This window comes from Pseudomonas sp. NPDC096917 (genome assembly GCF_044762555.1).
Taxonomy (GTDB): Bacteria; Pseudomonadota; Gammaproteobacteria; order Pseudomonadales; family Pseudomonadaceae; genus Aquipseudomonas.
The window spans coordinates 139,844-165,065 of the sequence record NZ_JBIWEO010000004.1 but is presented as its reverse complement, the minus strand read 5'-3'; the positions used below and the strand labels follow the sequence as shown (position 1 = coordinate 165,065).

The 25,222-nt window shown below is 57.1% G+C and carries 26 protein-coding genes; 23 read left to right on the top strand and 3 right to left on the bottom strand.

All coding sequences use genetic code 11. The features are described 5' to 3' along the window. Window positions 1-4 precede the first annotated feature (4 nt). From fliM to flhB, 7 genes are read left to right on the top strand one after another with little or no spacing between them, the layout of a single operon-like run. Window positions 5-973, top strand: coding sequence for a flagellar motor switch protein FliM (gene fliM, locus ACIQYF_RS06740; RefSeq protein WP_322240366.1), 969 nt, complete (start codon window positions 5-7; stop codon window positions 971-973). A gap of 57 nt (window positions 974-1,030) precedes the next feature. After that, the gene (gene fliN, locus ACIQYF_RS06735) at window positions 1,031-1,495 is read left to right on the top strand and encodes a flagellar motor switch protein FliN (RefSeq protein ID WP_402858439.1); all 465 of its coding nucleotides are present in this window, start codon (window positions 1,031-1,033) and stop codon (window positions 1,493-1,495) included. Further along, window positions 1,496-1,930, top strand: coding sequence for a flagellar biosynthetic protein FliO (gene fliO, locus ACIQYF_RS06730; protein ID WP_402858436.1), 435 nt, complete (start codon window positions 1,496-1,498; stop codon window positions 1,928-1,930). Continuing rightward, window positions 1,930-2,673 carry a flagellar type III secretion system pore protein FliP gene (gene fliP, locus ACIQYF_RS06725; RefSeq protein ID WP_402858433.1) on the top strand — a complete coding sequence of 248 codons (744 nt, stop codon included), beginning with the start codon at window positions 1,930-1,932 and terminating at the stop codon, window positions 2,671-2,673. Before fliO ends, fliP begins: the two co-directional genes overlap by 1 nt. A 4-nt stretch (window positions 2,674-2,677) precedes the next feature. After that, window positions 2,678-2,947, top strand: coding sequence for a flagellar biosynthesis protein FliQ (gene fliQ / locus ACIQYF_RS06720; protein WP_019409960.1), 270 nt, complete (start codon window positions 2,678-2,680; stop codon window positions 2,945-2,947). Then, window positions 2,948-3,730 carry a flagellar biosynthetic protein FliR gene (gene fliR, locus ACIQYF_RS06715; protein WP_402858429.1) on the top strand — a complete coding sequence of 261 codons (783 nt, stop codon included), beginning with the start codon at window positions 2,948-2,950 and terminating at the stop codon, window positions 3,728-3,730. A gap of 2 nt (window positions 3,731-3,732) precedes the next feature. Then, window positions 3,733-4,869, top strand: a complete 1,137-nt coding sequence (gene flhB, locus ACIQYF_RS06710; protein WP_402858426.1) for a flagellar biosynthesis protein FlhB — start codon at window positions 3,733-3,735, stop codon at window positions 4,867-4,869. 236 nt (window positions 4,870-5,105) lie between these two features. Here flhB and ACIQYF_RS06705 read toward each other — a convergent pair whose 3' ends face one another. After that, window positions 5,106-6,050: an RHS repeat-associated core domain-containing protein gene (locus ACIQYF_RS06705; protein ID WP_402858423.1), complete on the bottom strand. Its 945-nt coding sequence runs from the start codon at window positions 6,048-6,050 to the stop codon at window positions 5,106-5,108. A 385-nt stretch (window positions 6,051-6,435) separates the two neighbouring features. Beyond that, window positions 6,436-7,512, bottom strand: a complete 1,077-nt coding sequence (locus ACIQYF_RS06700; protein WP_402858420.1) for an RHS repeat-associated core domain-containing protein — start codon at window positions 7,510-7,512, stop codon at window positions 6,436-6,438. 191 nt (window positions 7,513-7,703) lie between these two features. On the opposite strand from ACIQYF_RS06700, the gene ACIQYF_RS06695 reads away from it, so the two are divergent. The 15 genes from ACIQYF_RS06695 to ACIQYF_RS06625 all read left to right on the top strand — a co-directional run bounded on the left by ACIQYF_RS06695 (window position 7,704) and on the right by ACIQYF_RS06625 (window position 22,756). Further along, window positions 7,704-8,273 (top strand): hypothetical protein, encoded by a 570-nt coding sequence (locus ACIQYF_RS06695; RefSeq protein ID WP_402858417.1) that lies wholly within the window; start codon window positions 7,704-7,706, stop codon window positions 8,271-8,273. Between the two features lie 181 nt (window positions 8,274-8,454). Further along, window positions 8,455-10,584 (top strand): flagellar biosynthesis protein FlhA, encoded by a 2,130-nt coding sequence (gene flhA / locus ACIQYF_RS06690; RefSeq protein ID WP_402858761.1) that lies wholly within the window; start codon window positions 8,455-8,457, stop codon window positions 10,582-10,584. 11 nt (window positions 10,585-10,595) lie between these two features. Next, on the top strand, window positions 10,596-11,909 hold the full coding sequence (gene flhF / locus ACIQYF_RS06685) for a flagellar biosynthesis protein FlhF (RefSeq protein ID WP_402858414.1): 1,314 nt from the start codon (window positions 10,596-10,598) through the stop codon (window positions 11,907-11,909). 116 nt (window positions 11,910-12,025) lie between these two features. Beyond that, window positions 12,026-12,856 (top strand): flagellar synthesis regulator FleN, encoded by an 831-nt coding sequence (fleN, locus tag ACIQYF_RS06680; RefSeq protein ID WP_402858411.1) that lies wholly within the window; start codon window positions 12,026-12,028, stop codon window positions 12,854-12,856. Beyond that, window positions 12,856-13,596: an RNA polymerase sigma factor FliA gene (gene fliA / locus ACIQYF_RS06675; RefSeq protein ID WP_402858408.1), complete on the top strand. Its 741-nt coding sequence runs from the start codon at window positions 12,856-12,858 to the stop codon at window positions 13,594-13,596. The genes fleN and fliA overlap by 1 nt, the downstream gene beginning before the upstream one ends. Window positions 13,597-13,804: 208 nt before the next feature. Further along, on the top strand, window positions 13,805-14,176 hold the full coding sequence (locus ACIQYF_RS06670; protein WP_402858405.1) for a chemotaxis response regulator CheY: 372 nt from the start codon (window positions 13,805-13,807) through the stop codon (window positions 14,174-14,176). Window positions 14,177-14,196: 20 nt separating this feature from the next. Further along, window positions 14,197-14,985, top strand: coding sequence for a protein phosphatase CheZ (locus tag ACIQYF_RS06665; protein WP_402858402.1), 789 nt, complete (start codon window positions 14,197-14,199; stop codon window positions 14,983-14,985). A 65-nt stretch (window positions 14,986-15,050) separates the two neighbouring features. Then, a complete protein-coding gene (locus ACIQYF_RS06660) occupies window positions 15,051-17,294 on the top strand; it encodes a chemotaxis protein CheA (protein ID WP_402858399.1) in 2,244 nt (747 codons plus the stop codon). A gap of 49 nt (window positions 17,295-17,343) precedes the next feature. Next, a complete protein-coding gene (locus ACIQYF_RS06655; RefSeq protein WP_402858396.1) occupies window positions 17,344-18,468 on the top strand; it encodes a chemotaxis response regulator protein-glutamate methylesterase in 1,125 nt (374 codons plus the stop codon). Then, the gene (locus ACIQYF_RS06650) at window positions 18,468-19,208 is read left to right on the top strand and encodes a flagellar motor protein (protein WP_402858393.1); all 741 of its coding nucleotides are present in this window, start codon (window positions 18,468-18,470) and stop codon (window positions 19,206-19,208) included. The genes ACIQYF_RS06655 and ACIQYF_RS06650 overlap by 1 nt, the downstream gene beginning before the upstream one ends. Window positions 19,209-19,210: 2 nt before the next feature. Continuing rightward, window positions 19,211-20,101, top strand: a complete 891-nt coding sequence (gene motD / locus ACIQYF_RS06645; protein ID WP_402858390.1) for a flagellar motor protein MotD — start codon at window positions 19,211-19,213, stop codon at window positions 20,099-20,101. Between the two features lie 49 nt (window positions 20,102-20,150). Next, complete coding sequence (locus ACIQYF_RS06640; RefSeq protein WP_402858387.1) at window positions 20,151-20,939, top strand: ParA family protein; 789 nt, start codon at window positions 20,151-20,153, stop codon at window positions 20,937-20,939. 84 nt (window positions 20,940-21,023) lie between these two features. After that, window positions 21,024-21,818, top strand: coding sequence for a chemotaxis protein CheW (locus ACIQYF_RS06635; protein WP_402858384.1), 795 nt, complete (start codon window positions 21,024-21,026; stop codon window positions 21,816-21,818). A 65-nt stretch (window positions 21,819-21,883) separates the two neighbouring features. Next, window positions 21,884-22,363: a chemotaxis protein CheW gene (locus ACIQYF_RS06630; RefSeq protein WP_019411563.1), complete on the top strand. Its 480-nt coding sequence runs from the start codon at window positions 21,884-21,886 to the stop codon at window positions 22,361-22,363. Next, window positions 22,364-22,756: a DUF2802 domain-containing protein gene (locus ACIQYF_RS06625; protein WP_402858379.1), complete on the top strand. Its 393-nt coding sequence runs from the start codon at window positions 22,364-22,366 to the stop codon at window positions 22,754-22,756. It begins immediately after the preceding gene. A gap of 19 nt (window positions 22,757-22,775) precedes the next feature. Here the strand turns inward: ACIQYF_RS06625 and ACIQYF_RS06620 are convergent, their stop codons facing one another. After that, window positions 22,776-23,807 carry an RHS repeat-associated core domain-containing protein gene (locus tag ACIQYF_RS06620; protein WP_402858376.1) on the bottom strand — a complete coding sequence of 344 codons (1,032 nt, stop codon included), beginning with the start codon at window positions 23,805-23,807 and terminating at the stop codon, window positions 22,776-22,778. A 639-nt stretch (window positions 23,808-24,446) separates the two neighbouring features. On the opposite strand from ACIQYF_RS06620, the gene ACIQYF_RS06615 reads away from it, so the two are divergent. Next, the gene (locus tag ACIQYF_RS06615) at window positions 24,447-25,178 is read left to right on the top strand and encodes an RHS repeat-associated core domain-containing protein (protein ID WP_402858373.1); all 732 of its coding nucleotides are present in this window, start codon (window positions 24,447-24,449) and stop codon (window positions 25,176-25,178) included. The last annotated feature ends 44 nt before the right edge of the window (window positions 25,179-25,222 follow it).

Genomic DNA, 25,222 nt, shown 5'->3' with positions numbered 1-25,222 from the left:
CGACATGGCCGTGCAAGACCTGCTGTCCCAGGATGAAATTGATGCGCTGTTGCATGGTGTCGATGACGGTCTGGTACAGGCCGAAGCCGCCGCCGAGCCCGGTAGCGTCAAAAGTTACGACCTGACCAGTCAGGACCGAATTGTCCGGGGCCGTATGCCGACCCTGGAAATGATCAACGAGCGTTTCGCCCGTTACACCCGCATCAGCATGTTCAACATGCTGCGCCGCTCGGCCGACGTGGCAGTGGGCGGGGTGCAAGTGATGAAGTTCGGCGAGTACGTGCATTCGCTGTACGTGCCCACCAGCCTCAATCTGGTCAAGATCAAGCCGTTGCGCGGCACCGCGCTGTTCATCCTCGACGCCAAGCTGGTGTTCAAACTGGTGGACAACTTCTTCGGCGGCGACGGCCGTCACGCCAAGATCGAAGGCCGCGAATTCACCCCCACCGAGTTGCGGGTCGTGCGCATGGTGCTGGAGCAAGCCTTCATCGACTTGAAGGAAGCCTGGCAGGCGATCATGGAGGTCAATTTCGAGTACATCAACTCGGAAGTGAACCCGGCCATGGCCAATATCGTCGGCCCTAGCGAAGCCATTGTGGTTTCGACCTTCCACATCGAGCTCGATGGCGGTGGCGGCGACCTGCACGTGACCATGCCGTACTCGATGATCGAGCCGGTGCGCGAAATGCTCGATGCCGGTTTCCAGTCCGATCTGGACGATCAGGACGAACGCTGGAGCAAGGCCCTGCGCGAAGACGTGCTGGACGTCAGCGTGCCGCTGAGCGCCACCGTTGCCCGGCGCCAATTGCGCCTGCGAGATATTTTGCACATGGCGCCTGGTGATGTAATCCCGATCGAATTGCAGGACGAGTTGGTGATGCGCGCCAATGGCGTACCCGCCTTCAAAGTCAAGCTGGGCTCGCACAAAGGCAACCTTGCCTTGCAAGTGGTTGAGCCCATCGTTCGGCGCTAAGCGCCGGGCCACCCGAATTTGCTGTGCTAATGATTCACTGCTCGCCGAGGACACCTGATGGCTAACGAACACGATACAACTGCTGCTGACCAGGCGCTGGCTGATGAATGGGCGGCAGCGCTGGAAGAAACCGGCGATGTGGGCCAGGCCGATATCGACGCACTGCTGGCCGCCGATGCTGCCAAAAAACCGGCCTCCAATCGTTTGGCGATGGAAGAGTTCGGCAGCGTGCCGCGCAATAACGACCCGGTCTCGCTGGACGGTCCCAACCTGGACGTGATTCTGGATATTCCGGTGTCGATCTCCATGGAAGTGGGCAGCACCGACATCAACATTCGCAACCTGCTGCAACTCAACCAGGGCTCGGTGATCGAGCTGGATCGTCTGGCCGGTGAACCGCTGGACGTACTGGTCAACGGCACCTTGATTGCCCATGGTGAAGTGGTTGTGGTCAACGAAAAGTTTGGCATCCGTCTGACCGACGTGATCAGCCCAAGCGAACGCATCAAGAAGCTTCGCTAAATGAAACGGGTTCTCGGCGGTTTACTGGCGTTACCCCTGAGCGTGCTGGCGGCAGAGCCGCTGGCCAGCGTAGCCACCGCGCCGGTGGCCGGCAGCAGTTTGGGTGGGCAGTTGACGCAACTGGTGCTGGGTTTGTTGTTGGTGCTGGGGTTGATCTTTGCCTTGGCCTGGCTGCTGCGCCGCGTTCAGCAAACCGGGCCGCGGCAAGGGCAGGTCATTGAGTTGATCGGCTCACGCGCACTGGGCACGCGTGACCGGTTGGTGCTGGTGCAAGTGGGCAATGAGCAAATCCTGCTCGGTCTTACACCGGGCCGTATTACCCCGCTGCACGTGCTCAAAGAGCCTGTCTCGGTGCCGGGCAACGCTCAGCCGGCCAGCCCGGAGTTCGCCAAGCGATTGATGGAAATACTCGGTCAGCAAAAGGACAAGCCGTAATGCGTTTAGTCGTCGCGCTGTTGTTGGCGTTGCTCGCACCGGTCGCATTCGGGGCTGACCCGCTGTCGATTCCGGCGATCACCCTGGGCACTGGGGCCAACGGCCAGCAAGAGTATTCGGTCAGCCTGCAAATTTTGCTGATCATGACCGCCCTGAGCTTTATCCCGGCGTTCGTGATGCTGATGACCAGCTTTACACGGATCATCATCGTGTTCTCGATCTTGCGTCAGGCGCTGGGGCTGCAACAAACCCCGTCCAACCAGATCCTGACCGGCATGGCGCTGTTCTTGACGATGTTCATCATGGCGCCAGTGTTCGACAAGGTTAACCAAAACGCTTTGCAGCCGTACCTCGCGGAAAAACTCACGGCTCAGGACGCGATTCTCAAAGCCGAAGGCCCGATCAAGGACTTTATGCTGGCGCAGACCCGCACCAGCGACCTTGAGCTGTTCATGCGTCTGTCCAAACGCACCGACATCGCCACACCGGACGCCGCCCCCTTGACCATTCTGGTGCCCGCGTTTGTCACGTCCGAGCTTAAAACCGCGTTCCAGATCGGCTTTATAATCTTCATCCCGTTCCTGATCATCGACCTGGTCGTGGCCAGTGTGCTGATGGCCATGGGCATGATGATGCTTTCGCCGCTGATCATCTCGTTGCCGTTCAAAATCATGCTGTTTGTATTGGTCGATGGTTGGGCGCTGATTATCGGCACCCTGGCCAGCAGTTTCGGCGGAGTCTGAGCCCATGACCCCAGAAGTCGCGGTTGACCTGTTTCGCAGTGCGTTGTGGCTGACCACGATGATGGTTGCGGTGCTGGTGATCCCCAGTTTGCTGGTGGGTTTGTTGGTGGCCATGTTTCAGGCGGCCACTCAAATCAACGAACAGACCCTGAGCTTTTTACCGCGGTTGTTGGTGATGCTGATCACCTTGATCGTGGCCGGGCCGTGGTTGGTGCAAACCTTTATGGAATACATCCTGCAGTTGTACGGCAGCATTCCGCAGTTGATCGGCTAAATGTCGCTGCTGGCCCTGACGGACGCGCAGATCAGTACCTGGGTCGCCAGCTTTATGCTGCCGCTTTTCCGGGTGGGCGCACTGCTGACCACCATGCCGATCATCGGTACGACCCTGGTGCCCAAGCGCATCAAGCTGTTTCTGTCGTTGGCGATCACCCTGGCGATCCTGCCCAGCCTGCCGCCGTTGCCCACGGTCAACCCGCTGGACCTCAGCGGGCTGATGCTGATTGCCGAGCAAATCATCATTGGCGCATTGCTCGGGTTTTCATTGCAGCTGTTTTTCCAGGCGTTCGTGGTGGCCGGGCAAATCGTCGCGATCCAGATGGGCATGGGCTTCGCGTCCATGGTCGATCCGGCTAACGGGGTCAACGTAGCGGTCATCGGGCAATTTTTTACCATGCTCGTGAGCCTGCTGTTCCTGTCCATGAACGGGCATCTGGTGGTGTTTGAAGTGCTCACCGAGAGCTTCACCACCTTGCCGGTCGGTGGCGGGCTGCTGACCCAGCACTATTGGGAAATCGCCAACAAATTGGGCTGGGTCCTGGGCGCGGCCCTGTTGCTGGTGCTGCCCGCAATCACCGCCTTGCTGGTGGTCAACATTGCCTTTGGGGTGATGACCCGCGCTGCGCCGCAACTGAACATCTTTGCCATTGGTTTTCCGCTGACCTTGGTGCTGGGCATGGTGATTCTGTGGATCGGCATGGCAGATATTCTCAACCAGTATCAACCGCTGGCCTCCGAGGCCTTGCAGTTTTTACGTGAACTGGCACAGGCAAAATAGCCATGGCAGAAAGCGAGAGCGGTGCCGATAAAACAGAAGACCCCACGGAGAAACGAAAAAAAGACTCCAGGGAAAAGGGCGAAATCGCCCGCTCTAAAGAACTCAACACCTTGGCCATCATGCTGGCGGGCTCAGCCGGGCTACTGATTTTTGGCGGTGCCCTGGCCGAAGACATGATGGAGTTGATGCGCTACAACTTCAGCATCAGCCGCGAAACCCTGCTTAACACCGACTCCATGGGCGCGTTTTTACTGCACTCGGGCAAAGTCGCCCTGATCGCCGTGCAACCGGTGCTTGTCACCTTATTAATTGCCGCACTCATCGGTCCTGTTTCACTGGGTGGCTGGCTGTTTGCCGCGGGCAGCCTGGCGCCAAAATTCAGCCGCATGAACCCGGCGGCCGGGATCAAGCGCATGTTCTCGGCCAAGGCGCTGGTTGAACTGCTCAAGGCGCTGGCCAAGTTTTTCATCATCCTGATCGTGGCGTTGCTGGTGTTGAAATCCGACATCGACGATCTGCTGCGCATCGCCCACGAGCCCCTGGAACTGGCGGTGATCCACAGCCTGCAAGTGGTGGGCTGGAGCGCTTTGTGGATGGCCTGCGGCTTGATCCTGATCGCCGCCGTCGATGTGCCAGTGCAACTGTGGGAGAGCCACAAAAAACTGTTGATGACCAAGCAGGAAATCCGCGACGAACACAAAGATCAGGAGGGTCGACCCGAGGTTAAACAGCGCATTCGCCAAGTGCAGCGCGAAATGTCCCAGCGCCGCATGATGAGCGCCATCCCGGACGCGGACGTCATCATCACCAACCCGACGCACTACGCCGTGGCCCTCAAATACGACCCGGAGAAGGGCGGGGCGCCGATGTTGCTGGCCAAGGGCAGCGACTTTTTGGCGCTGAAAATTCGAGAAATCGGCGCCAAACACAACATCCTGCTGCTGGAGTCCCCGGCGCTGGCGCGTTCGATCTACCACTCGACTGAGCTTGAGCAGGAAATCCCGGCGGGCTTGTACCTGGCTGTGGCGCAAGTCCTGGCATACGTGTACCAGATCCGCCAGTACCAAGCCGGCAAGGGCAAACGGCCTGATCCGCTCAAAGAGGTGCCCATCCCGCCGGATTTGCGGCGGGATGAGTGAAACGCACGATCAGCGGGTGAGTTAGACGCCGGTCTCTCTGATGCCCTCGACCTTCTTCGCCACGCTGTTTTGTCTGTGGACCTCAGGCAGGTGGCTTATTTTAACTGTCACTCGTTGTGGCGTTGTCCGTTCGTGCGCCTGGCTTAGAGGCGTGTACTCGGGTGCTAATTCCCGCGGATCACGCTGCATTGCAAGGGGCAAGGTTTCAAAGTCTGGAGGCGATGATTGAAAGTCAATCAGATGATAGTCCGGTGGGCCTCTATCGTGCGGTTAGGTGTAAATCTGGCTGATTGAGTCAGGGCATTTTCCATGGCGTCCAAGGAGTTCAGAGAGCCTCGATTAGAGAGCCCTTGGCTGGCAGAGCGGTGCGCACTGATCCCCTTCTTCATGGCGACAGCTCCAAGGCTTGCGCTGCTGGTGGCCATTACCGCTCCAATTGCTGTTCCCGGTGCGCTGGCTGCCACTGCCCCATGCAGTATTCCAAGCGCGCCGGCGGCATAAGCGACAATCGCAGAGCCGCTTGTGCGGGCAGGGCTGCTTATAGCAATGACGATGCCTCCAATCGATGCAGAAATGCCCCCTAAAGCAAAAAAATCACTCACGTGAGCAAAGAAGTGTCCTGAAGGATCTCGATAATTAACCGGGTTATTCAGGCAGTAGCTGTAGCGATTGATCCCTCCCTTACCAAATGGGCTCCAACTGTCCGGACTATTAAAACGCATCAATACTGGATTAAACGTCCGGTAACCATTGCCCAATAAATAATGCCCGGTGACAGAGTCGGCTCGTTCGCCATTAAAGCCTAACAAGTGGGTGTATGTGTGTTCGTTCGCATGATGACCAAACGGTGAATAGGCGATGGTCTGTTGTTCTGCTCCGTTTGTCGTCTGCAAGACAGAACGTTGTAAATCGGTGGCAAGCAAGCTGCTGGTGTATTGATTGGCTTGGCGTGTCTGTTGGGCCAGTAATTGATCGCCATGCTGCATGATCGAGTACTGCGCGTCGCCTTGGATTTCTGTGGTGATCCGGTTTTGGCAATAAAACCGTAGGCTGTCTGACTGCCGCGCAGACTTTGTGCCGGTCAGACGGTCAAGGGGGTCGTAATGATAGGTATACAGCGCAACTCTCTCCATGAACCTTCTCTTTGTAAACAGCGCAAGAGCACCTAGGGTGAACTTCATTCGCCGCGCTGGGTACTGGTAGATCTGCTAGGTATAGCCGTCCTGACAGCCTGTCATTTCTGACGGTAGAGGCTTTTGGTAAACCTGCTTAACGTGTGACAACGGGCATCATTTTGTTCGTGTGCTGGCAATTGAAATGCGCGTGTCGATCGAGTTAACCCTTGTGCCCATGAGCCTTTGGAACTCAAGGTGATCCATGGCCTGCATAGCGCCTTGTAGGTGGGCTGCCGTCGATGTGCTTGTTCAGTTGCGTGTGAGGCGCATGAAACGGCTGATGATCAAGCAGTAAATTCCGGCGCGCTTATACACATCCTCATAATAACTCCATGCTCTAATACCATAATCATGTGAAATAAATCGTGCGCGTCCGGATTTTGGTGTGTCGTTACCAATAAGTCAGATTTGCCCGTTCAGAGTTGGCTAGAACGCCGCGTATGTTTCCTGAGCTGACTTGAGCATTGAAGCCCCGCAGGTGCCGAGCGCGAAGTGAGCCATTTACACCGGCACTCGTAAGTTGGTGATCAAATGATGCGCGCGCTTTTAGATAATTCATCTGGTTAAGGGATGAAAGGTCCTTGATGTTTTTTACATGCCTTAGGGTTTCGGGGTGGTTCAGTATAGGGCCAAGGGTTTTGCTGTAGGCCTGCTGTTGCAGTGAAAGGGGCTCAATGGTCTCGCTGACGAGCATGAATCGCGAAGGTTTACCTGTTTCATGTATCGTGGCAATACGGGTTTGGGGGTTGTAATCTAATATTAGTGAATAGACTTCTTTGTTATTGCTGTCATATCTTCTTCTTCCAAACATGCGGCCTGGTTCTTCAAAGTCATGAAATGTGTGGCCTCGCGAAAGCGGCTGATCAAGGCTTGTTATGTTGAGGGGTAAATAAGTGTCGAGGAGTCTATTAAATCTTTCTGTAACTGTGCTCAGGAATGTGAATGGCAAGTGTCCATTGTCATCGCGAAGATTGACAGGATTGTTCAGGCAGTAGGCATAGCTGTTAATCCCTCCTTTATCAAAAGGGCTCATGCTGTCAGGGCTATTGAAGCGCATGAGGATTGGATTAAATGCTCGGTAGCCATTGCCCAATAAATAATGCCCGGTGACAGCGTCAGCACGTTCACCGTTATAGCCTGATAAGCGTTTGAAACCGCTTTGCTTCGGATGATGCCCATAGGCGGTATAGGCAGAGGCATACTGTTCTTGAGTATCGAGTGTATGCAGGATCGACCGCTGCGAATCGGTCACGCACAAGGTGGCTTTTTGCTGGTGAGGTTCGTGTGTCAGTTGGGCCAGTATTTGATTACCCTGCTGCATGATCGAGTGATGCGCGGTGCCCTGGATTTCAGTGGTGATCCGGTTTTGGCAATAAAACCGTAGGCTGTCTGACTGCCGCGCAGACTTTGTGCCGGTCAGACGGTCAAGGGGGTCGTAATGATAGGTATACAGCGCAACTCTCTCCATGAACGTTCTCTTTATAAATAGCGCAAGAGTGTCTAGGGTGAACTTCATTCGCAGCGCTGGGTACTGGTAGATCTGCTAGGTATAGCCGTCCTGACAGCCTGTCATTTCTGACAGTAGAGGCTTTTGGTAAACCTGCTTAACTTGTGACAACGAGCGTCATTTTGTTCGTGTGCTGGCAATGGAGATGCGCGATGTCGATCGAGTTAACCCTTATTCCCAATGGCTCTATCAAAACCTGCGTGTTGAGTGATACGCAGGAAAAAGCCAAGGTCGATCTTGAGGGCTTATTTCCGAAATTCCCCGCGCTGGATGGCACCTTTGCGATTTTTTGGCTGGATCAGCTCAAAGAGCGCCACATTGTGGGGTTCAGCACCGAAGGCACCAATCTGCTCGCCGTCATCTCATTACCCACCGTGCCGCGCAGTTGTGGGCGGGAGCATTACTACAGCGCGATCATGGCGCGCTGCTACAAAGAGCGTGATTCGATACTGTCGTTTATGCGCAAATCACTGAGTTTTGAAGGCATCAACGGTCGCTGTGTGCGCAGTTTTATCCTGTACAAACTCATCCGCCAATTACAGCTGGACAGCGTGCCAGTATGGGAGGAGCACCCGCATGTGCGTGACGGTCGGTGTGGTGCCATTTTGATTGGTGGCAGCGGCACTGACCGCTATGAGCCCAACCGCAAGATAGACGTCGTTTTCGGCTCCAACAGCAGTGCGTGCCTGGTGATTGACCTGGGCGAATGGCGCTGGAACTGAGTCACGCTTCTTTTGCCTCGCCAGAGGCAGATCAAACGATCGTGAGCAAGCTGGAGCCTACAAATTTTGGGTTTGCCTCCCGGTGATGTGGCCATTTGCCAAAGTTGGAAGGTTTCTTGCAGTGGCAGGCTTCAGGGCGCATCTGGCGTCAAAAGTTTGCTAAAGGTTTGTCGCAATGTCATTGGATCGCTCTCAGTTAATCAACACCGCACGCAACGGTCTGGCCGGTTTGGGTCAGGGGCAGTTAGGCGTGCCGCTGTTGTTGCTGGTGATGCTGGCAATGATGATGCTGCCCATCCCGGCGTTCCTCCTGGATGTGTTTTTTACCTTCAATATCGCGCTGTCGATCGTGGTGCTGCTGGTGTGCGTATACGCACTGCGACCGCTTGATTTCGCGGTGTTCCCGACCATTCTGCTGATCGCGACGTTAATGCGCCTGGCGCTTAACGTAGCCTCGACCCGGGTGGTCATGCTCCACGGTCAAGAGGGTCACGCCGCTGCCGGTAAAGTGATTCAGGCATTCGGTGAGGTGGTGATCGGCGGCAACTACGTCGTCGGTATCGTGGTGTTCGCGATTTTGATGATCATCAACTTTGTGGTGGTGACCAAAGGTGCCGGGCGTATTTCCGAGGTCAGCGCACGGTTCACCCTCGACGCCATGCCCGGCAAGCAAATGGCAATCGACGCCGACCTTAACGCAGGCTTGATCGATCAACACCAGGCCAAGCTGCGCCGCCAGGAAGTCGCCCAAGAGGCTGAGTTCTACGGCTCGATGGACGGTGCCAGTAAGTTCGTGCGTGGTGACGCCATCGCCGGTCTGTTGATTCTGTTCATCAACCTGATTGGCGGTATGGCCGTCGGTATTTTCCAGCACGGCATGAATTTCAGCGAAGCCGGCAAGGTGTACGCCTTGCTGACCATCGGTGACGGTTTGGTGGCGCAATTGCCGTCGCTGCTGTTGTCGACTGCCGCCGCGATCATGGTGACGCGTGCCTCGGGCTCCGAAGACATGGGCAAGCAGATCAATCGCCAGATGTTCGCCTCGCCCAAGGCCCTGGCGGTGTCGGCTGGCTTGATGGCGGTGATGGGGATTGTGCCGGGCATGCCGCACTTCTCATTCCTCAGCCTGGCGGCCGTTGCCGGTGGTGCTGCTTACCTGATGTGGAAAAAACAAAACGTGGTCAAGGTGCAGGCCCTGCAAGAGGTGCAGCGTCAGCAAGAGCTGCTGCCTTCGCCAGCCCGTGCCCAGGAAACCAAAGAGCTGGGCTGGGACGATGTGACGCCTATCGACATGATCGGGCTTGAGGTGGGGTATCGCCTGATCCCGTTGGTAGACCGCAATCAGGGTGGGCAATTGCTGGCGCGGATCAAGGGGGTGCGTAAAAAGCTGTCTCAGGACTTGGGCTTTTTGATGCCGACCGTGCACATCCGCGACAACCTCGATTTGGCGCCCAGCGCTTATCGCCTGACCCTGATGGGCGTGATTCTGGCCGAGGCCGAGATCTACCCGGATCGCGAGCTGGCGATTAACCCCGGGCAGGTGTTCGGCACCCTCAACGGGATTACCGCCAAAGACCCGGCCTTTGGCCTGGAAGCGGTGTGGATCGAAGTCAGCCAGCGCAGTCAGGCGCAATCGCTGGGCTATACCGTGGTCGATGCCAGTACCGTGGTTGCAACGCACCTCAATCAAATTCTGTACAAGCACTCCCATGAGTTGATTGGCCATGAGGAAGTGCAGCAATTGATGCAGCTGCTGGCCAAGTCTTCACCTAAGTTGGCCGAAGAGTTGGTACCGGGTGTATTGAGCCTGTCGCAGTTGCTTAAGGTCTTGCAGGCGCTGCTGGCCGAGCAAGTGCCGGTGCGCGATATACGCAGCATTGCCGAGGCGGTCGCGAACAATGCCCATAAGAGTCAAGATACTGCCGCTTTGGTTGCCGCTGTGCGGGTCGGCTTGTCCCGCGCCATCGTGCAAAGCATTGTCGGCGTTGAGTCTGAGCTGCCTGTGATCACCTTGGAGCCAAGGTTGGAACAAATATTGCTCAATAGTTTGCAGAAGGCAGGTCAAGGTCAGGAAGACGGTGTTTTGCTGGAGCCAAGCATGGCTGAAAAACTCCAGCGCTCCTTGATCGACGCGGCTCAGCGTCAGGAAATGCAAGGCAATCCAGTGATCTTGCTGGTGGCCGGCCCGATACGCGCGATGCTTTCGCGGTTTGGCCGTTTGGCGGTGCCTAACCTGCACGTGCTGGCGTACCAGGAAATTCCTGACAACAAGCAAGTGACGATCGTTGCGACAGTTGGCCCTAACGGCTGAGGGTTTGATTTATGCAAGTGAAGCGATTTTTCGCCGCAGACATGCGTCAGGCCATGAAACTCATTCGTGACGAATTGGGGGCTGATGCCGCCATTATTGGCAATCGCCGGATCGCTGGCGGCGTTGAGTTGACCGCGGCCCTGGATTACAAGTTGTCCGCACTGGCACCCAGGGTGCCGAATGTTGAGCTGGAAGAAGAACTGCGCAAGACCCAATCGAAGATTGTGTCGGCCCAGGCCGAGTTGAGTCTGCGCGGTGAGGGCGATGCCGAGGCCAGCCGTCAGTTGTTCGCCGGCTTGCCGCTGACGGCCGCTGAACCGTTGATTGAACCCACGCTGGTAGAACCGCCGCGCCCGCTGCCCGCGCCTGCGCCGTCGATTGATCAGCGTGCTTTCGACAACATGCGCAATGAGCTCAATGGTTTGCGCGAGCTGCTCGAAGTGCAACTGGGCTCGCTGGCCTGGAACCAGTTGCAAGGCTCCCGGCCCGAACAGGCTAACTTGTGGCGGCGTTTGCAACGCATCGGTTTGTCCGGTCCGTTGTCGCGCGATTTGTTGGCGCAAGTGACCCAGATAGAGGAACCGCGTCAGGCCTGGCGGATGTTGCTGGCGTACCTGGCACGCATGATTACGACCCCGCAGCTTGAGCCCCTGGAAGAGGGCGGTGTGATCGCGATGGTCGGTCCCGCAGGCATGGGCAAAACCACAACGCTGGCGAAGCTGGCGGCGCGCTATGTACTCAAATATGGCGCGCAAAATATCGCATTGGTGAGCATGGATAGCTTTCGTATCGGCGCCCAGGAGCAGCTTAAAACCCTGGGACGCATTTTGAATGTACCGGTGACCCACGTGGCCCCCGGCCAGTCGTTGGGCCAAACCCTTGAGCCGCTGGTACGCAAGCGCGTGGTGCTGGTAGATACCGCAGGCCTGCAAGCCAGCGACCCGGCGCTGCGCCTGCAACTTGACAGTCTCGCGGGGCGCGGGATCAAGGCGCGCAACTACCTGGTGCTGGCCACTACCAGCCAGAAGCAAGTGCTGGCGGCGGCTTATCTCAGTTACAAGCGCTGCGGGCTGGCGGGATGCATTCTGACCAAGCTCGATGAAACGGCGAGTCTGGGTGAGGTGCTGAGCCTGGCAATCGGCCACGCGCTGCCGGTGGCGTATCTCACGGACGGTCCAAGGATTCCCGACGATCTTCACCTGCCGCGTCGGCACCAATTGGTTAGCCGGGCCGTCAGTGTACAAATGCAGGAAGAGCCCAGCGAAGAAGCCATGGCCGATATGTTCGCTGATATTTACCACAGCCCGCCCAAACGGGTTGGCTGAGGTAGCGATGATTACGTTGCAATGTACCTACATTGATGGTCTGCACGGTGTTGTTCCTGGGGAACACGCAGCAGTCTCTGTAGCCGCGTCTAAGTAAGACAAGGTAAAAAAAGATCATGGGCAGCATGCATCCCGTACAGGTGATCGCAGTGACCGGCGGCAAGGGTGGCGTCGGTAAAACGAATGTGTCAGTCAATTTGTCCATCGCGCTGGCCGAAATGGGCCGGCGCGTCATGTTGATGGACGCCGACCTCGGGTTGGCGAATGTCGATGTCCTGCTGGGGCTGACCCCCAAATTTACCCTGGCCGATGTGGTCGAGGGTCGTTGCGAGCTGCGTGATGTCTTGCTCCTGGGCCCCGGCGGGATTCGCATCGTGCCAGCGGCCTCGGGCACCCAGAGCATGGTGCACTTGAGCCCTGCGCAACACGCGGGCTTGATTCAGGCCTTCAGCGATCTGAGCGATAACCTGGATGTGCTGGTCATCGACACCGCCGCCGGGATTGGCGAATCGGTGGTGAGTTTTGTGCGCGCCGCCCAGGAAGTGCTGCTCGTGGTGTGCGATGAGCCGACCTCGATCACCGATGCCTATGCCTTGATCAAGCTGCTCAACCGTGACTACGGCATGAACCGTTTCCGGGTTCTGGCGAACATGGCCCAGAGCCCTCAGGAAGGGCGCAACCTGTTTGCCAAATTGACCAAGGTCACTGACCGTTTTCTGGACGTGGCTCTGCAATACGTCGGCGCTGTGCCCTATGACGAATGTGTTCGCAAGGCTGTGCAAAAGCAGCGTGCGGTCTACGAAGCCTTCCCGCGTTCCAAGTGCTCGCTGGCGTTTAAGGCCATTGCCCAGAAGGTGGATACCTGGCCGTTGCCGGCCAATCCGCGGGGTCATCTGGAATTCTTTGTCGAGCGCTTGGTACAGCAAGCGGGTAGGGGACGGGTCTAATGACTGCCAGCGGCTATCGCATGTACAGCAAGCCGTCGCGTGACAGCCAATATGAGCTGATCGAGCGCTACGCGCCGCTGGTCAAGCGCATCGCGTATCACCTGCTGGCGCGTTTGCCTGCCAGCGTGCAGGTAGACGATCTGATCCAGGCTGGAATGATCGGCCTGCTTGAAGTGTCGAGCAAATACGACGCCACCAAGGGTGCGAGTTTTGAGACCTACGCGGGGATCCGCATCCGTGGCGCCATGCTCGATGAGGTGCGCAAGGGTGACTGGGCGCCGCGTTCGGTGCACCGCAACACACGCATGGTCAGTGACGCCATTCGGGTAATTGAAGCTAAAACAGGGTGTGACGCTAAAGATCACGAAGTTGCGGCCGAACTTAAGTTAAGCCTTGATGATTATTACGCCATCTTGAACGACACCCTGGGCAGCCGGCTGTTCAGTTTCGACGACCTGTTGCAGGACGGCGAACACGAAGGGCTGCATGAGGATGGCGCCAGTGCTCATCTTGAGCCGTCGCGAGACCTGGAGGATGAACGCTTTCAGGCCGCGTTGGCCGAAGCCATCAGCCTGTTGCCGGAGCGCGAACGGCTGGTGCTGGCGCTGTACTACGACGAAGAGCTCAACCTCAAGGAAATCGGTGAGGTGCTGGGGGTGAGCGAGTCGCGTGTCAGTCAGTTGCACAGCCAGTGCGCGGCACGATTGCGCGCGCGTCTGAGCCAGTGGCGAGCGCACTGAGGCGACGCCAATCCTGTCGCCGCTGGCGCAGGCTGCGATAAGGGCCCATGGACCTGCTCTTCTATGGGGCTGGGGTCGTTGCGCAACCCATCACGGCCTGCCAGCGGCTACACCGTTATCGATTGTTAAATGCACCGAATTGATTGAAATGGCGCGTTCAGAAACAGGGCGCGTTTAAGACTGCTTGGAGGTCGAATTGGACAAGAATATGAAAATCCTCATCGTTGATGATTTTTCAACGATGAGGCGGATCATTAAAAACCTGTTGCGTGACCTCGGGTTCACCAACACGGTCGAGGCGGATGACGGCACGACGGCGCTTCCGATCCTCAATCTGGGTCACATCGACTTTTTGGTGACTGACTGGAACATGCCTGGCATGACCGGTATTGAACTGCTGCGCCATGTGCGAGCGGACGACAAACTCAAGCATTTGCCCGTGCTGATGGTGACTGCCGAAGCCAAGCGTGAGCAGATCATTGAAGCTGCCCAAGCCGGCGTAAACGGCTATGTGGTCAAGCCGTTCACCGCTATCGCACTCAAAGACAAGATCGAAAAGATCTTCGAACGCATCGGTTGAACGGTTCTCTGGGGGGCGCAATGCAGCAGATAGATTCAACAACGGGCGAGTTTGAGTCGACCCTCAAAAAACATGCTCACGAACTGGTCGAAAGCCTCGAAAAGGGCCAGTTTGGCGACGCCGTGCAATTGATTCATGAACTGAACCAGACCCGTGATCGCGGTCTGTACCGCGAAGTTGGCAAGCTGACGCGCGAATTGCACAGCGCCATAGTCGATTTTCATATTGATCCGACCATGCCGCGCGCTGAAGAAGTGTCGCAGATCACGGATGCCACTGAGCGTTTGGCTTATGTTGTGAAGTTGACGGAAGCCGCCGCCAATCGAACCATGGATCTGGTGGAGAACTGTACGCCCCTGGTCAATGGCCTGGGGCAGGAAGCCAAAGCCTTGAGTGCTGACTGGGGGCGCTTCATGCGCCGTGAAGTCGGTGCCCAAGAGTTTCGTGAGCTGGCACATCGGGTTGACAGTTTTTTGACGCGAAGCGAAGCCGAGCAGCAGATTGTCTCCAGTAATTTGACCGACATTCTGCTGGCCCAGGATTATCAGGACCTCACCGGTCAGGTGATCAAGCGCGTCACGCAGTTGGTCACGGAGGTTGAACGCAATTTGCTCAAACTGGTGCTGATGGCCAGCCAGGTAGATCGTTTCGCCGGGATCGAACATGACCGTGAGGCGCTGCGTGCGGAAAATAATTCGCAAAAAGACCTGACGAAGGGTGAAGGTCCGCAGATTCATGCCGATAAGCGTAGTGACGTCGTATCCGGCCAGGATGATGTTGACGATTTGTTGTCCAGTTTAGGTTTCTAGGTCTTGAGTAGGCGTGCGGGCGCAGTTGTCCGGCGCTGAAAGTCCCTACTTCAAGGAGCACGTACATGAGCTTCGGCGCCGATGAAGAAATCCTTCAGGATTTTCTGGTTGAAGCCGGCGAAATTTTAGAGTTGCTGTCCGAACAACTGGTCGAGCTAGAAAGCCGACCGGATGATGCTGACTTGCTCAATGCTATTTTTCGCGGTTTTCACACTGTAAAAGGGGGCGCCGGCTTTCTGCAGCTCAATGAGCTGGTCGAGTGCTGCCACATTGCCGAAAATGTCTTCGACATCTTGCGCAAGGGTGAGCGCGGCGTCGACTCGGATCTGATGGACGTGGTGCTTGAGGCGCTGGACGCGGTCAACGCCATGTTTGCGCAAGTGCGCGAACGCAGCCCGATCACCGCGGCCACTCCAGAGCTGTTGGCGGCGCTGGCGCGACTGGCCGAGCCCGCTGCAACGCAGGCCCCGGCTACAGCGTCTGCTGCATCCGAGCCAGTCGCTGCGCCAGTGACGGCCACACCAAACACCGACATCGTCGATATTACCGACAACGAATTTGAGCTGCTGCTCGACTCGCTGAATGCGGTCAAGGCCGACGCAGCAGAAGTGGCCCAGGCCACTGAAGTCGCCTCGCTCAATGACGAAATCAGCGATGCCGAGTTCGAGTCATTGCTGGATCAGTTGCATGGCAAGGGGCGTTTCTCCCCGGATGCGGTTTCCCGTACCGCGCCCAGTGTTTCACCCGCTGAGCCGATGGCCGCCAGCAATGAAATCACTGACGACGAATTTGAAGCATTGCTCGATCAGTTGCACGGCAAGGGCTCGTTCAGTGCCGATGCCCTGGATGCCGTAGCCACTGCGCCAGCGCCGGTGGAAGTGGCTGCCGGTCCGACGGAACTGGCCCCGCAGACGCACCCGGACCACATCAGTGATCACGAATTTGAAGCGCTGCTCGACGAGCTGCACGGCAAAGGCAAGTTCTCGGCCCAAAGTCCGGCTGTAGTGGCAGCGGTAGCCTCGGCGCCAGCGTCTGCTGCCACGTTGGTCGCGAAAAAGCCCGACGCCAGCGTTGGCGCACCGCATTCTGCGCCAGCCCGTGCAACGGCGCCTCCTGCGGAAAAACCGACCGCCTCCGAGGCCGAAACCACCGTGCGGGTCGACACCGCACGGCTCGACGAAATCATGAACATGGTGGGCGAGCTGGTGCTGGTGCGTAACCGTCTGGTGCGTCTGGGCCTCAACAGCCACGACGAAGCCATGGCCAAGGCCCTGTCAAATCTGGATGTGGTCACGGCTGACTTGCAAACCTCGGTAATGAAGACGCGGATGCAACCGATCAAGAAAGTCTTCGGTCGTTTCCCGCGTCTGGTTCGCGATTTGGCGCGCCAACTGAAAAAAGAAATCAGCCTGGAGCTGGTGGGCGAAGAAACCGATCTTGATAAAAATCTGGTCGAGGCGCTGGCCGATCCGTTGGTGCACTTGGTGCGTAATGCGGTCGACCATGGTTGTGAAACCCCGGAAGAGCGCGAAGCGGCCGGCAAGCACCGCTGTGGGCGGGTGATTCTGTCGGCCGAGCAGGAAGGCGACCACATTCTGCTGTCGATCTCGGATGACGGCAAAGGCATGGATGCCAATGTGCTGCGTGCCATTGCCGTGAAAAAAGGCCTGATGGACAAAGACGCAGCCGACCGCTTGAGCGAGAACGATTGCTACAACCTGATTTTCGCGCCGGGTTTCTCGACCAAAACCGAGATTTCCGACGTGTCCGGCCGTGGTGTGGGCATGGATGTGGTGAAAACCAAAATCGCCCAACTCAACGGCTCGCTGGCCATTGAGTCGACCCTGGGCAAGGGCTCGAAGATTGTGATCAAGGTGCCGCTGACCCTGGCGATCATGCCGACGCTGATGGTGATGCTGGGCAATCAGGCGTTTGCGTTCCCGCTGGTCAACGTCAACGAAATCTTCCACCTCGACCTGTCGCGCACCAACGTGGTCGATGGCCAGGAAGTGGTGATCGTGCGCGATAAAGCGCTGCCGTTGTTCTACCTCAAGCGTTGGCTGGTGGCTTCGGCGGTCCATGAAGAACAGCGCGAAGGGCATGTGGTGATTCTGTCAGTGGGCACCCAGCGCATCGGCTTTGTGGTCGATCAACTGGTTGGCCAGGAAGAAGTGGTCATCAAACCGTTGGGCAAAATGCTCCAGGGCACGCCTGGCATGTCGGGCGCCACCATTACCGGTGACGGTCGTATTGCCTTGATCCTGGATGTGCCGAGCATGCTCAAGCACTACGCCTCACGGCGTATTTGATTCTGGTTGCGCGGGGCGCGGGTGCCCCAAGCCGCCTAACGGAGTGTTTATGGTAGTCAAGGTCTTGGTGGTGGACGATTCTGGATTTTTCCGCCGCCGTGTCTCGGAAATCCTGTCCGCTGACCCGACGATTCAGGTGATCGGCACCGCCACGAATGGCAAGGAAGCCATTGATCAGGCGCTGCTGCTCAAGCCTGACGTGATCACCATGGACTATGAAATGCCGTTGATGGACGGCATCACCGCTGTGCGTCACATCATGCAGCGCTGTCCGACGCCGGTGTTGATGTTTTCCTCGCTGACCCACGAAGGTGCCCGGGTAACACTCGATGCACTGGATGCGGGGGCTGTAGACTTCCTGCCGAAAAACTTCGAAGACATCTCGCGTAACCCAGACAAAGTCAAACAAATGCTGTGCGAAAAAGTACACAGCATTTCGCGCAGTAACCGTCGCCTGTCCAGCTACAGTGCTCCGGCGCCTGCTCCAACCCCTGCGCCGGTCAGCCGTCCGGCACTCGGTGGGCTTGCGGCGCCCGCTCCCGCGCGGACCCCACCGATTGCCAGTCGCGCGGCACCGGCGCCAGTGCCGCATTCGCCGGCGCCAAAACGCAAATCCTACAAGCTGCTGGCCATTGGCACTTCGACCGGTGGCCCGGTGGCGTTGCAGCGGGTATTGACTCAATTGCCGGGCAACTTTCCGGCCCCCATCGTGCTGGTGCAACACATGCCGGCGGCGTTCACCAAGGCTTTTGCCGAGCGCCTGGACAAGCTGTGCCGCATCAGCGTCAAGGAAGCTGAAGACGGTGACACCTTGCGACCAGGTCTGGCCTTGCTGGCACCTGGCGGCAAGCAAATGATGATCGACGGCCGTGGCACGGTCAGAATCCTGCCCGGTGATGAGCGTCTGAACTACAAGCCGTGTGTCGACATTACCTTTGGCTCTGCGGCCAAGGCTTATGGTGACAAAGTTTTGGCGGTGGTTTTGACCGGTATGGGCGCGGACGGCCGCGAGGGCGCACGCCTGCTCAAACAGGGCGGCAGTCAGGTGTGGGCGCAAGACGAAGCGAGCTGTGTGATTTACGGCATGCCCATGGCTATCGTGAAAGCCGGCCTGGCGGATGCGGTGTACAGCCTCGACGACATGGGGCGGCATCTGATCGAGGCCTGTCATTAATGGACGTCCTGAGCCTGATCGGAATCATCATGGCCTTTGTCGCGATTATTGGCGGCAACTACCTCGAAGGCGGGCATTTTGGCGCCCTGGCCAACGGTCCGGCAGCGCTGATCGTACTCGGTGGCACCCTTGGCGCGGCTTTGTTGCAGTCGCCCATGAGCGCCTTCAAACGCGCCATACAGACCGTGGGCTGGATTGTGTTTCCGCCGCACATCGACATGGCCGGCGGCGTCAATCGGGTCGTCAACTGGAGCCTCACGGCGCGCAAGGAAGGCTTGCTCGGGCTGGAAGGGGTGGCCGACGCCGAACCCGACAGTTATGCGCGCAAAGGCTTGCAGTTGCTGGTCGACGGGGTTGAGCCCGAAGCCATTCGCAGCGTGCTGGAGGTCGATTACATGACCCAGGAAAGCCGCGACATCGAGGCTGCCAAAGTCTTTGAATGCATGGGCGGCTATGCGCCGACCATCGGCATCATTGGCGCCGTCATGGGCTTGATCCATGTGATGGGCAATCTGGCAGACCCCAGCCAGTTGGGCAGCGGGATTGCCGTGGCTTTTGTGGCGACCATTTATGGGGTGGCCAGTGCCAACCTGGTGTTGCTGCCGATTGCCAGCAAACTCAAGGGCATCGCCATGCGCCAATCGCTGTACCGCGAGATGTTGCTCGAAGGCATCCTCTCCATTGCCGAAGGCGAGAACCCGCGGGCCATTGAGCTCAAGCTTCAAGGTTTTACGGGATAACCATGAGCCGTCGCCGTCGCGCTGTCGAAGAGCATGTCAATCACGAACGCTGGCTGGTGTCCTACGCGGACTTCATCACCTTGCTGTTTGCCTTTTTTGTGGTCATGTACTCGATTTCGTCAATCAACGAGGGCAAATACAAGGTGGTTTCCCAGGCGCTGCTCGGGGTGTTCAATGACAGCGAACGCAGCATCAAACCCATTCCGATAGGCGAGGAGCGGCCGTTGACCAGCAAGCCGGCCGAGCCTCTGGTCAAAGACAGTGAGCCTACCGATGCCGGTTTGGGGCAGATTCCGGATGACCCGCTTAAAACCATTGCCAATGACATTACCCAAAGCTTTGGCGATTTGATTGCCTCCCGCCAGATGACCGTGAGCGGCAACGAGTTGTGGGTCGAGATCGAACTCAATTCCAGCTTGCTGTTTGGCAGCGGCGATGCGATGCCCAGCGATTTGGCGTTCAGCATCATCGATAAGGTGGCGGCGATCCTCAAGCCTTATGACAATCCGATCCACGTCGAAGGCTTCACTGACAATTTGCCGATCCGTACGGTGCAATATCCCACCAACTGGGAGCTGTCCTCGGCGCGTTCGGCCAGTATTGTGCGCATGCTGGCGATGCAAGGTGTGGACCCTGCGCGCATGGCGTCGGTGGGGTACGCCGAGTTTCAGCCGGTGGCCAATAACGCCACGCCCGAGGGGCGTGCGCTCAATCGTCGAGTGGTTTTGGTGGTGTCTCGCAACCTGCAAGTGCGTCGCAGCCTGACGGGCAGTGGTACCGCCAAGGCAACAGCGGACGCAACCCTGAAGCGGGCTGGCACACAAACTGCACCGCCGTATACAACGCCGCTGGTTCGTGGGAATGGTGTCAATTCCCCGTCACCGTCCCTATAAGTGCATGTCAATTCTCGGCCGGCAAAGTGCAGCCGGGAGGAACAACTGAATGAGAGTCTGGGCAGTAGCTAATCAAAAAGGTGGAGTCGGCAAGACCACCACATCCATCGCTCTGGCCGGTTTGCTGGCTGAGGCGGGCAAGCGCGTGGTTGTGGTCGATCTCGACCCGCACGGTTCCATGACCAGTTATTTCGGTTATGACCCGGACGCCCTTGAACACAGCAATTACGACCTTTTTTTGCACAAGGGCCAGGTGCCGCAAGGCCTGACCGCGCAATTGCTGTTGCCCACCAGCAACGAGCAGATTGCCTTGTTGCCGGCCAGCACGGCGTTGGCCACCCTGGAGCGCCAATCGCCGGGGCAAAGTGGTTTGGGGCTGGTGATCGCCCGTGCCCTGGCTCAACTGTGGCAAGACTACGACTACGCGATCATCGACAGCCCGCCGTTGCTCGGCGTGCTGATGGTCAATGCTTTGGCGGCCAGCCAGCAGTTGGTGATCCCGGTGCAAACCGAACATCTGGCGCTGATGGGGCTGGAGCGCATGGTCAATACACTGGCGATGATCAACCGTTCGCGCCAGCAGGCGTTGCCGTTTTGCATCGTGCCGACCTTGTTCGATCGCCGTACCCAGGCCTCGATGAGCACCTTGCGGGTATTGCGCGATTCGCACCCCCAAACGCTGTGGCAGGGCTTTATTCCGGTCGACACGCGCTTGCGTGATGCCAGCCGGGCAGGGCTTACACCTTCGCAGTTCGACAACAAAAGCCGTGGCACGATTGCGTATCGCGCCTTGCTTAAACATATGTTGACCCAGCAACTTTCGCCGCAGGCGGTGTGAGATGGGCGGGCATCCAAGTATCTCTGTTGAGCGGCCCAGAACCCTGACAGGTTTTTGTCGCCTCAGCGTTGAGTGGGGCACCTTATGAAGCAACCGGTCGCGCTGTCTACAAGCCCGCAAGTGGCGTTGCAGTCTTACCTGGACACCTTGCTGTTTGATGCCACGCAAGAGGTGCTGGATGACGTGGCGCTGGCTGAGCCCGAACTTGATGCGCTGGAGGATTTCGCCGCTGCCGTGCTCGAAGAGCAGGTGCGTGATGCCCGTGCAGCCCCGGTAGAACTGGCGGTGCCACTGGAACTGTCAGCGGTGATTCCGACCGCCGAGTTGTGGGTGCAACCTGCGGTTGAGGTTCATCGTGCGAGTGCGCCGGGCACGCGCCTGCCGGTTCAGGAAAACGGGCGCCCCGCGTGGGCGAGCGAACCGTTCGAGTGCTTGTTGTTCGACGTTGCCGGGCTGACCCTGGCGGTGCCGCTGGTATGCCTGGGCTCGATTTACTCGCTGCAAGGCCGTGAATTGACCCCGTTGTTTGGCCAGCCTGAATGGTTTTTGGGGATACTGCCAAGCCAGAGTGGCAAGCTCAACGTACTCGACACGGCCCGTTGGGTGATGCCAGACCGCTACCGCGACGATTTTCGTGAAGGGTTGCAATACGTCATCTCGGTTCAGGGTTATGAGTGGGGGCTGGCAGTGCATCAGGTCAGTCGCTCGTTACGCCTGGACCCTAACCAGATCAAATGGCGTTCCCAGCGCGGGCAACGTCCGTGGCTCGCGGGGACCGTGATCGAGCACATGTGTGCATTGCTGGACGTAGCCGAATTGGCGCAATTGATCACCCGTGGTGGCGCCAGACACATAGCCGCCGATAAAGCAGGCACATAAGCGACCGGCCTTGAGCGCGGTTAGACAGCACACACCGTTATGGTTTTTAGTCAGGGGTTTGGGGAATGAAGCAATCAGCCGCACAGGGTTCCGAAGATCCGATCCTGCAATGGGTCACCTTCAAGCTGGACAACGAGACCTACGGCATCAACGTGATGCAAGTGCAGGAAGTGCTGCGCTACACCGAAATTGCCCCGGTACCGGGTGCACCCGCGTATGTGCTGGGCATCATCAACCTGCGCGGCAACGTGGTGACGGTTATCGACACCCGTCAGCGTTTTGGCTTGAACCCTGCCGATATTAGCGACAACTCACGTATCGTCATCATCGAAGCCGACAAGCAAGTGGTCGGTATTCTGGTCGACAGCGTGGCGGAAGTGGTTTACCTGCGCCAGTCTGAAATCGAAACGGCCCCCAACGTGGGCAACGACGAGTCGGCCAAGTTTATCCAGGGCGTATGCAACAAGAACGGCGAACTGCTGATTCTGGTTGAACTGGACAAAATGATGACCGAAGAAGAATGGTCGGACCTGGAGAATATCTGATTGATCCTTGAGGTGGCGGTCATCGTGCTGGGGCTGCTGTGGGCAGCCAGTGTGTATGTGTTCGTGACCTACGTGCGCAAACAGCGCGTGTTGGCGGCGCAGCAGGCTGCGGCCGATGCACAGCGCGATCGCCGCCTCAAAGAACTCGGTCGCCGCCTGGACACCTACCAGAACGGCAATGTGCAAATGGGCGAAGAGCTGCATGAAATGCGCTCGGTCGTTGCGCCCTTGCCTGAAAAACTGACCCGCCTGGAACAGCGCGACCCGACCAGCCTGTCGTTTGATCAGGCGGCGCGGTTAGTGGGCATGGGGGCCAGCGTCGACGAACTGACCCAGTCGTGCGGGCTGACCCAGGCCGAGGCTGAATTGATGAGCAAGATGCACAAAGGTTGAAGTTGAGTGCTCATCCATATCAAGGGTTCCTGATAGTGCTGAGTGCTCTGTAGATATAAATTAATCGGCTTCTTCTGTTTCTATAAACGCTTTGATGGATGACGTCGATTTCTCTTTTTTTAGACGCGCTTCTTAAGTTATAAGGTGTGCTCAGTAGTGCACTTAGTTTGTTTCTCAAGTAGAGGTGTGTTACGTCAAATACTGCGGTACTAACGGCGTCCAACTGGCCGGGCCATGAGTAGTAAACGGGTGTCATGTTGACTGAGGGCAATGTTTTAAATTTGTATTCGGCTTGAGCAGTCCGATAAGCTTTATTGATCATGGCGGTTGTATCGAGTGGTGTTTGATGCACTACAAGACGGCCTTCAAAAAGCCCTTGCTCTTGGGCTGTGAGGGCCTTGGCGTATTCATTAGCTCTTTTTTTTGCATCGTTTTTCATTCTGAGGTTATGGGCGGCACGCTTCGCTGCGCTTGTTGTCGGGGTTGTATTGGACAGTGTAGATGTTGATGTCCCTATCGCCTTCTTCAATGATTTGACTGGGATATTGCCCGAAGGATCATTCCAATTGACGGGGTCGTTTTTACAATAGGCATAAGCATTTATTCCGCCCTCCTCAAACGGACTCATGGGGTCAGGGCTGTTGAACCTCATGAGGACGGGATTGAACGCCCGAAGACCATTGCCTAATAAATAATGCCCGGTGAGCGGCTCGTAACGCTCGCCATTAAATCCTAATAAGCTGGCCAGCCCACTTTGCCCAGATGGGTGACCATACAGGCTGTAAGCGAACGTGCTGCGTTGTGAGCGGTTGATTACTTGAGTGACTGAAGCTTGAAAGTCGGTTGCTAATAGGCTGACTTCATAATCGACACCGCGTTGGCAGTATTGGGCCAAGCGATGTTTATCGTTTTGCAACAGTGAGTATGTAGTCGTTCCTTGAACTTCGGTGGCGAGTTTGTCAGCGCAATAAAAACGCTGCCCAATAGGCTGGCTATCCAACAAGCAACTCTTCAATCGATTCAGCGGATCATAACTATAAACAGAGGCCATGGCTGTGCTCGTCTCAGGTCGTTCAACGTTCGTAGGGTCGGTTGTATAGAGGGCGTTGTCTACTGGCAGAACTGATAGGTACGTCAGGGCATAAGTGCCCCGCGCAACCTGCAGCGAGCTTGTACCTGAAGTTAGGTCATGAGCGCTGACCGTGACGGGGAGAAGGCGTACAGCGCAAAACGCTCATCAGGCCAAGACGAACTGACCCAGACTGTGCAAGATGCACAAGGGCTAGAGCGCCAGTCACTGACCGCATTTTTGTGCGCCTAGGTTTGCATCAATTGTCTACTGGTAGAAGTAGCAGGTAGACAGCCTTCGGGTGAGTGTTGACATTGGAGACTTATAAGAACTCTGTTCGAGGCAGTCCTAATGCGCGCCCATGTTGATGCCGCAGCGGTGGTTTATCACTACGATCCTTTGGACCGTTTGATCTCAGTAGCGCCCACGTCGCGGGCTAAGTCTGGGTTCTTTTATTGCAATGATCGAATGACAAGCCTGAGCCAGGGTTTGGTTTGGCGACGAATCTTTCAGCAAGGCAGCTATTTACTGGCACAAGGGCAGGGGTCGGTTTTTTCGTTGCTGAGCACTGATGCTCAGTTTTCGGTTCTCTGTGTACTCAATGGCCATACGATGGGCTTGATGACCTATTCAGCCTATGGTTATCGGGCGCCTGATGACGTCAACGCAAGTGTGCTTGGCTTTAACGGCGAGCGCGTGGATGAGCTCACTGGGCACTATCTTTTGGGCAATGGTTACAGGGCGCTTAACCCCGTACTGATGCGTTTCAACAGCCCGGACAGCCTCAGCCCGTTTGGCAGCGGTGGGTTGAATGCTTATGCGTACTGCACGGGGGACCCGGTGAATAAAACCGATTCAACTGGGCACTTCAGCCTGCGTCGTTCTATAAGCGTTGCGCGTTCCACACCTGGTTTTTCCTTTGTGGACCCTCGTGACGCTGCTTCGCGGCCCAATCTGGGCCTTTTGATTAACGAAGACGAAGCTCAGGCCCTCAACAGTATTGCAACGATCCTTTACGATCCGCGAGTCGTGCGTTCACCGAGCGTGACGTCCACTGCGCCTGCGTTGCTAGCCCCTGTCGAACCTGTGCTGGCAGGTGTGGGGCCTGCCTCGTTGCAGGCATTGAGCGCACGTCAATTACCGTTGCAAGACCTGGCGGTTTTATCAGGGCTGCATCCTCGTGCCTCTCTTGCTAATGCCGGTTCATTGCTTCGGCTTAAAGAGCATTACATGGCCGCACCCAGTCGATTGTTATTTGCCCGAAATATCAACGCGGGTCGCGTGCCCGGTATTAACAAGGCTGATCTCCCTGTGGCACTCCAGGACGCATTCAGTCGTATTAGAGGTGGGTAGAAAGATAGGACGCCTGTTTGCGCGCCTCATGTTTCAACACAAAC